Genomic DNA, 6828 nt, shown 5'->3' on the forward strand with positions numbered 1-6828 from the left:
GGGTGAGGAGGGCGGATCAGCGAGGTCGGAGTCCTGGACGGCACGCACCGGGTCGACGATGCCCCAGCCGACGAAGTTGTCGTGGCCGTTGACGGCGCGTTCGGCGGTCTGTTCGATCTGGGTCACGATCTGGGCGGTCGTCCAGTCCGGGCGCTTCTCCTTGAGGAGCGCGGCGACTCCGGCGACGAACGGGGCGGAGAAGCTGGTGCCGTTGTCGGTGCACTGGCCGCCGCCCGGGACCGTGGACACGATGTCGACACCGGGGGCCGCTACGCCCACGAACTCTCCCGCCTGGGAGAAGGAGGCCCGTTCGTTGTTGCGGTCGGAGGACGCCACCGCGAGGACGCCGGGGAAGGCGGCCGGGTAGGTGTTCTTGTACGTGCCGTCGAGGCCGTCGTTGCCCGCGGAGGCGACCACGACGACTTTCTGGGCGATGGCGGCGCGCACCGCCTGCGCGAGCCGGGACGTACCGGACAGGGGTTTCGTCGTGTCCTGGGAGATGTTGATGACGTCCGCGCCCTGGGCCACGGCGTACGTGATCGCCTCCGCCATGGAGTCCGAGTCGCCGCTGTTCTCGGCGTCGTTCTGGCGGATCGGGATGATAGTTGCGTTGGGGGCGAGGCCCACGAAGCCGGTGTCGTCGTGCGGCCGGGCCGCGATGATGCCCGCGACCTTCGTGCCGTGGCCCTCCCGGTCGTTCGTCGGATCGGCGCCCTTGCCCTTGGCCAGGAAGTCGCGTCCGGCCGCCTTGTCTACGGCCCCCTTCAGCTGCGGGTTCCTGTCGTCCACCCCGGTGTCGATGACCGCGACCCGGACACCCTTGCCCTGGTCGGTGCCCTGCCACAGCTCGTCGAGGAGCACCCGCTGCAACGCCCAGGGGGTGCCCTTGACCGGCTTGGCGGGGAACGTGCACTCACCGCTGCCGTCCAACCGCACGGGGGGCGCCACCGCGGCGGGCAGGCCGAGTCCGGGCCCAGCCGACTCGGTCACCGCGCCGGACAGGTCGACCGGCCCGGAATTGGGCAGTGCGGTTGTGCTCAGCACGGCCAAGGGCATGGCCAGGAGCACGGCCGCCGCGGCCGGCAGGGTTGTCTTCTTCGGCGACACCTGTACGTCGCTCCTGTCCTTCTGTCGTGTGAAGCCGCTGCGGGGGGCGTCGCGAGTGTGGTTCGTCGCGGGCACGCGGTGCGATGGGGACGGGGTCGCCCTCAGGAACCCTGCGGCTGGCGTGCGCTGTTGGTGTCGAGTCGGGGGCCCTTGGCCAGGAACTCCGACCAGACCAGCGGGACCTTCGCCGGGCGGACGTTCTGGTAGCCGAGCTTCACCTGGGCCTCGCTCGGCTCCGGCGTACCGTCCGACGTCTTCTGCTTGCCGTCCGCGCCGACGCCGGACCGCTCGCTGTCGCTGTCCCCGTTCGCCTGGACGGCGTACCTCAGGCCGGTGTCCGTCACCAGGAAGAGCGAGCCCGAGTCGCTGTCGGTGCCCTGGATCTGCGTGTAGAGCAGTCCCGTTCCCGGGGTGACGTACGTGCTCGTGCCGCCCGCGGCGATCTCGGCGGGATACTCGGTGCCCGCCCAGGTCTGCAGGGTGGTGTCGTTGCCCTCGTCCACGTCCCGCAGGACGCTGCACACGGTGTTGCGGCCGGAGTCCGCGGAGGCCGAGTTGACCATGGAGGCGCGCCGCGTCGGCCAGTTGTCCGGCTGGCCGGCGAAGGAGGCTGTGTCGGCGGTGAAGTCCTGAAGGCCCACCCGGGCGGCCTCGCTGTTCATGTTGAGGACGGCGGTCCTCGGCGAGTTGATCAGCAGCCAGGCGGTGAACTCGCTGACGGGCTTCACCTGGCCCGGCAGTACGACGTGGTACTTCTCGCCCGAGCCCGTCCGTGTCACGAGCACCATGCCGACCCGGTTCTCGTCGTCGGAGAGTTGGCCCTGGACACCGGCCGGGGAGCCGACGCCGGAGGGGAGTTCGGGAAACGAGATCGGATCGCCCTTGTGCAGGGTGTCGATCCATTCCTTCGTGACGAGCTGCGGCTGCTGGGAGCCCACGAGCGCCTCCGTCAGCTTCGTGTCGTCCTCTTCCGTGGCCGCGACCGGCACGGGGTACGCCTTCCCAGCGGCGTCCACCAGATAGCGGTCCCCGGCTCGGGTCCTGACGTACAACACCTCGCCGCCGGAGAGGCGTTCGGAGCCGTCCGTCTTCTTCACGTCCCGGTCGGCGAGGACGAAGGTCGCCTCCTGGACCGTGCTCCCCTTGCCGCCGGGCTGCTCGCACACCGCCCACCGCTTGGCCTTGCCCGCCTCGTCGGCGGTCGGCAGCCGGTCGGGGGCGTAGGGGATGCCGAGGATCGGGCCGCGGGGCGGCTTGCCCGAGTCGAGGATCTTGTCGCTGATCTGGACGACCTGGTAGTCGGCGCCGTTCATGAGCAGCCGGGCGGAGGCCAGGTTGAGGACGGGGTGCAGGCGGGTCGTCCCGTCCGTCTTGAGGACGACGTAGCGCGTCGTGGACTGCTTGCTCACGATGACCCGGGTGCCGGGCTGGTTCCAGTCCTTGGGGGCGGTGGGCTGGAACATCCCCCAGGCCCCGAAGACGCCCAGAATGACGGCGCCCGCGATCAGGCTGGGCACGACGGCCCGCAGCGGCTTGGGGGCCCCTTCCTCCGAACCCCACGGGGAAGGCTGGAGAAAGGCCGCGAGCGTACGTCGCTTCGCGAACGTGTAGGCGTTGAGTTCGTCCCGCCGTGATGCCATGAGTGCCTGTTTCTCCCCGTACCGCGTCCCGGGGGCGTCGCCCCCGCCCTCCGCTGTGAGACCGGCCCCTACTATGCCCGTTGAACCCGTGCGCTTGTGGGGCGGGTAGGGTTCGTTCCACATCGAGGCCGCTGCCGAGTGGGGCGTTTCAGGTGACTACGGGGGGTTTGCAGCAATGGCTTCCGCAAGCCGGACGCGATCACGGTCGCGTACACAAGCGGCCGACCCGCGTTCCGCTCATGCCGCTCGTACCGCTCCTTCTGTCGCACCCTCGGCCTCGCCCGCGGTGACGGCGTCTTCTCCCAGTCCGTTCGCACCGCATCTGAAGGCGGGGTCCGGGCACTTCGGGGCTTTCCGGTTGCAGCAGTTGCTGCTGGTCGAGGCGGCCGCCGCTGTACTGCTCGCCGGTTGGACGTTGCACCTTCTCGTTCTCGTGCCCGCGGTCGTCGTCGCGATCCTGCTGGTGCTGCTCGCCGTCGTACGTCGCAGGGGGCGCTCGTTGCCCGAATGGCTCGCTACAGCACGGGCGTTGAAGTCACGGCAGCGCAAGGCGGCCGAGACGGTGATACCGCCCGGGACCGAGCCGGGACTCGCGCCCGCGGTCGAGTGCGACCCGACGCTGCGCACGTACGCGTTCGGCGGACGGGACCGGCGCGGTGTCGGAATCATCGGAGACGGGACGTTCGTCAGCGCGGTGTTGCAGGTCGAGGCGGACGCGACGGCGTTGCGAGCCGACCGGAGCCGACAGCCGTTGCCGCTGAATCTGGTGCGGGACGCGCTGGACGTGGACGGGATCCGGCTGGAGGGGGCGCAGATCGTGCTGCACACCCAACCGGCGCCCGCGATCCAGTTGCCCCAGCAGTCGGTGGCCGTCAGCAACTACGCGCCGCTGCAGGCCCAGACGGGTACGCCGGCCATTCGGATCACCTGGATCGCACTGAAGCTCGACCCGGAGCTGTGCCCGGAGGCCGTGGCGGCGCGCGGCGGCGGTCTCCTGGGTGCGCAGAAGTGTGTGGTGCGGGTCGCGGACCATCTGGCCAGCCGACTGACCGGCGCCGGGTTCCGTACGACCGTTCTGGACGAGCAGGAGTTGATAGCCGCCGTCGCCACTTCTGCCTGCGCCAATCCCCTGGTGACGGCCGAGGCGGGACGTACGGAGACTCCGCAGCGGCGGACCGAGGAGTCGGGGCGCAGCTGGCGGTGCGACAACCGCCGGCACACGACGTACTGGGTGCGACGCTGGCCGCAGTTGGGCGGTCGAGGTCCGCTGCTTCCGCAGCTCGTGGGGCAGTTGACGGCCGTGCCCGCGCTCGCCACCACGTTCAGTCTGACCGTGACGCGCGGCGTGCGGCAGGAGGTGACGGTCACCGGGCATGTGCGGGTGACCGGCCGTAGTGACGACGAACTCGTCGCGGCCCGACGGTCGTTGGAGCAGGCGGCCCGGCAGGCCGGGACCGGCCTCGCGCGGCTCGACCGTGAACAGCTGCCGGGTGTCCTCGCCACTCTGCCCCTGGGAGGTGTCCGCTGATGAGCGCGGCCGGTACGAGTACGGGTATGGGTACGGGTCCTTACGCCACCCCCGGTTCCAGCGCCGCCCTCGGTTCCACCGGTCCCGGTCCCGTGGGTCCCGGCCCGGCCGCCGCCGCCTCCGTCGCGCCGGAGCCGGCGCTCGGCGGGCGGATGCGCGAGCGGCTGCGTTCCGGGTTCGGGCTGATCGGGCCCCGGCACGGTCGGCACGCGCTGTCGGTCGAGCAGTTCGACTCGCTCGCGTTGCCCGTCGGGGACGACGGCGTCGTCATCGGCGTCGACGCCGAGAGTCGTCCTGCGGTCCTCGGCATCAATCGTCCCACCCCCTACGACGTCGTCCTGATCGGCGGGCTGTGGACCGCCCAGGTGCTCGCCCTGCGCGCGGCGGCCACCGGCGCGCGGGTCGCCGTGGAGACCGGGCGGGCGCAGTCCTGGATTCAGTTGGTGCACGCCATGGGTGGTGGTCAGAACGGTCTGGCCGTGTACGACGTCGGGCGGGTGCCGCCGCAGGGCGCGTCGGCCGCCGGGCCCGTGCTGGTCGTGCGCGACTGCGGTATGCGGCCGCCGCGCGGTCGGGTCGTCGCCGGTCCCTGGCAGTCCGTACTGACGCTGCTGCCGTACCTCAGCCCGGTGGCTCCCCGCCTCATCCGGCAGGCCCGACTCGTCGGCGCCCAGCGGGTGTCTCCGGACGAGGCGGCGGAGTTGGGGCGCACCATGGGCCTGCCCCCGGCGGACGTCGAGTCGTTGCCGACGCTCGCCGACGGTGTCACCCTCTGGAGCGCCGACCGTGACCTGCAGTACGTGATGACCCAGCCGACCGACGCCGAGATCGGATTGCTGGGTACGCCTCGGCGGATGGACTGACAGATACAGCCCCGAAGGGGTCCGGGGGCATGGACTGACGGATACGGCGACAGCGGCGTTCCGGTGTCGTAACCGTTCGGTGGCTCTACCCTTTCGAGTTGTTCACCCACAACCGTCGGTTCACTGGCAGTCGTTGGGGATATGTGCGTCATCTCGGGGCAGGCCGTGACGCTGCGGGCGGGTGCGGAGCGGCGGACGGGCCTGCCGTGGTGACGCCGGTGGTGATTAGGCTGGGACCGGGGCGCACATCACGACGACACGGCTAGAACAACCAGAACGGTCTGCCCCGGCACGGCTTTGAGGGTGCTCGACCACACCAGGAGGAATTGTGAACAGCGATCGGGACGGGATCCGCGGGGGCTGGGCCACACCCGGCGATGACCAGTCCGACGCGGAGTCCGCCGTCGAGACGACGGGCGAGTTCACCATCGATTACGCGCCGCCTGCCTGGTACACGCAGAACGCCCCGTCGGGAGGGGCCGGTTCGGAATCGGGTCCAGGTCCCGTTCCGGGTGCAGGTGCGGGGGTGGGTGCGCAGAACGTTCCTCCGGTGGTCGGGGGTGTGGCACCTCCGCCCGGTGACGCCGCGGGTGGCGCGGTTCCGCAGCCCTCCCCCCCGGTGGCCGCCGCCCCCGAGGTCGGCGCAGAGAACGGGGACATCGAGAGCGGCGCGACCATGCGGATCTCCGCCACCGCGTTGAAGCGCGAGATCTCGGATGCGGCCGCGGCCGCGGCTGCTGTCAAGGGTGCCTCCGGCGTGGGTACGGGTGCGGCTCCGGGTGACGGAAGTGCCGCAGGGGCCGGTGCCGAGGCGGAGTCGCAGGGGCCGGAGCCGCAGCCGCAGCCGCAGCCGCAGCCGCAGCCGCAGGGTGATGGTGCCGGCGTCGCTACCGCTGACGTCGCCTCGTCCAGCGAGGCTCCCGCTGCGGAGAGCGACGACGGTCAGACCGGCGACGGTCAGACCGGTGAGGGGAGTGTGAGCGGCGAGGATTCCGCTGCCACGGACGTGACCGACTCCTCCGAGGTCGCTGAGGGCGAACAGATCGGTGGCGGCGGTGGCGCGACCTCCGAGAGCGTGTCCGGCGGCGTCACCGAGACGGCCGAGTCCGCGAAGCGGGAGGCCGGTCCCGAGCATGCTGCCGCTCCGGAAAACGCCACTCCGGAGGACGCTGCCCCGCCGGCCACAGCGCCTCAGGACGCCCCGCCGCAGCCCGGCGCACCTCAGGGCGCCCCGCCGCAGCCCGGCGCACCTCAGGGCGCCCCGCCCTCCGCAGTCGCTCCGGGCGCCCCCGGTGTCGTACCGCAGGCGCCTCCCGCCTGGACGCCTCCGCCGCCGCAGGGTGGATTGCCGCCGCTGCCGCCCGCTTTCCAGCTCGCTGAGGCCCAGGGTCCCGCCCCGGCGGCGCCCTGGCCCCCGACCGCACCGGCGGTTCCCGATGCGCCCGGCCAGCAGCCGCTGACGGTCGCGCAGGGCGAGCCGTCCGTGCCGCCGCAGCAGCCGTCCCACCCCCCGGCTCCTCAGGGCGCGCCCTCGGCCTGGGGCAACCCGGTCGACGCCGCCACCGGCGCGCCGGGCGCACCCGGTGCACCAGTGCCGCCCGTCGCTCCGGACGCCTCCGGTGCGCCGACGGCCCCGGCTCCAGGCCCCACGCCCCCACAGGCCCCCGGCGCCCCCTCCCCCGCCGGCTAC

5 protein-coding genes are annotated in these 6828 nt (G+C 72.1%); 3 read left to right on the top strand and 2 right to left on the bottom strand.

The window, feature by feature from the left end; genetic code table 11:
- Nucleotides 1–1107 (bottom strand): type VII secretion-associated serine protease mycosin (gene mycP, locus AOK15_RS21585; protein ID WP_240508536.1); only part of this gene is annotated, 1107 nt, incomplete at its 3' end.
- Nucleotides 1108–1208: 101 nt separating this feature from the next.
- Nucleotides 1209–2747, bottom strand: a complete 1539-nt coding sequence (gene eccB / locus AOK15_RS21590; RefSeq protein WP_055519384.1) for a type VII secretion protein EccB — start codon at nt 2745–2747, stop codon at nt 1209–1211.
- Between the two features lie 175 nt (nt 2748–2922).
- Between eccB and eccE the strand changes: the two genes are divergently transcribed.
- The 3 genes from eccE to AOK15_RS46150 all read left to right on the top strand — a co-directional run.
- Nucleotides 2923–4275, top strand: coding sequence for a type VII secretion protein EccE (gene eccE / locus AOK15_RS21595; RefSeq protein WP_205632197.1), 1353 nt, complete (start codon nt 2923–2925; stop codon nt 4273–4275).
- Nucleotides 4276–4427: 152 nt separating this feature from the next.
- Nucleotides 4428–5138, top strand: coding sequence for a hypothetical protein (locus tag AOK15_RS21600; protein WP_240508537.1), 711 nt, complete (start codon nt 4428–4430; stop codon nt 5136–5138).
- A gap of 328 nt (nt 5139–5466) precedes the next feature.
- On the top strand, nt 5467–6828 hold a 1362-nt coding region (locus tag AOK15_RS46150; protein ID WP_420876939.1), incomplete at its 3' end, for an SCO5717 family growth-regulating ATPase.

The organism is Streptomyces ossamyceticus (assembly GCF_001418475.1).
Classification (GTDB): Bacteria; Actinomycetota; Actinomycetes; order Streptomycetales; family Streptomycetaceae; genus Streptomyces; species Streptomyces ossamyceticus.

Coding starts and splice junctions, on each gene's coding strand:
- eccB (WP_055519384.1), bottom strand. CDS start 2,747: ATGGCATCACGGCGGGACGAACTCAACGCCTACACGTTCGCGAAGCGA.
- AOK15_RS21600 (WP_240508537.1), top strand. CDS start 4,428: ATGCGCGAGCGGCTGCGTTCCGGGTTCGGGCTGATCGGGCCCCGGCAC.
- eccE (WP_205632197.1), top strand. CDS start 2,923: ATGGCTTCCGCAAGCCGGACGCGATCACGGTCGCGTACACAAGCGGCC.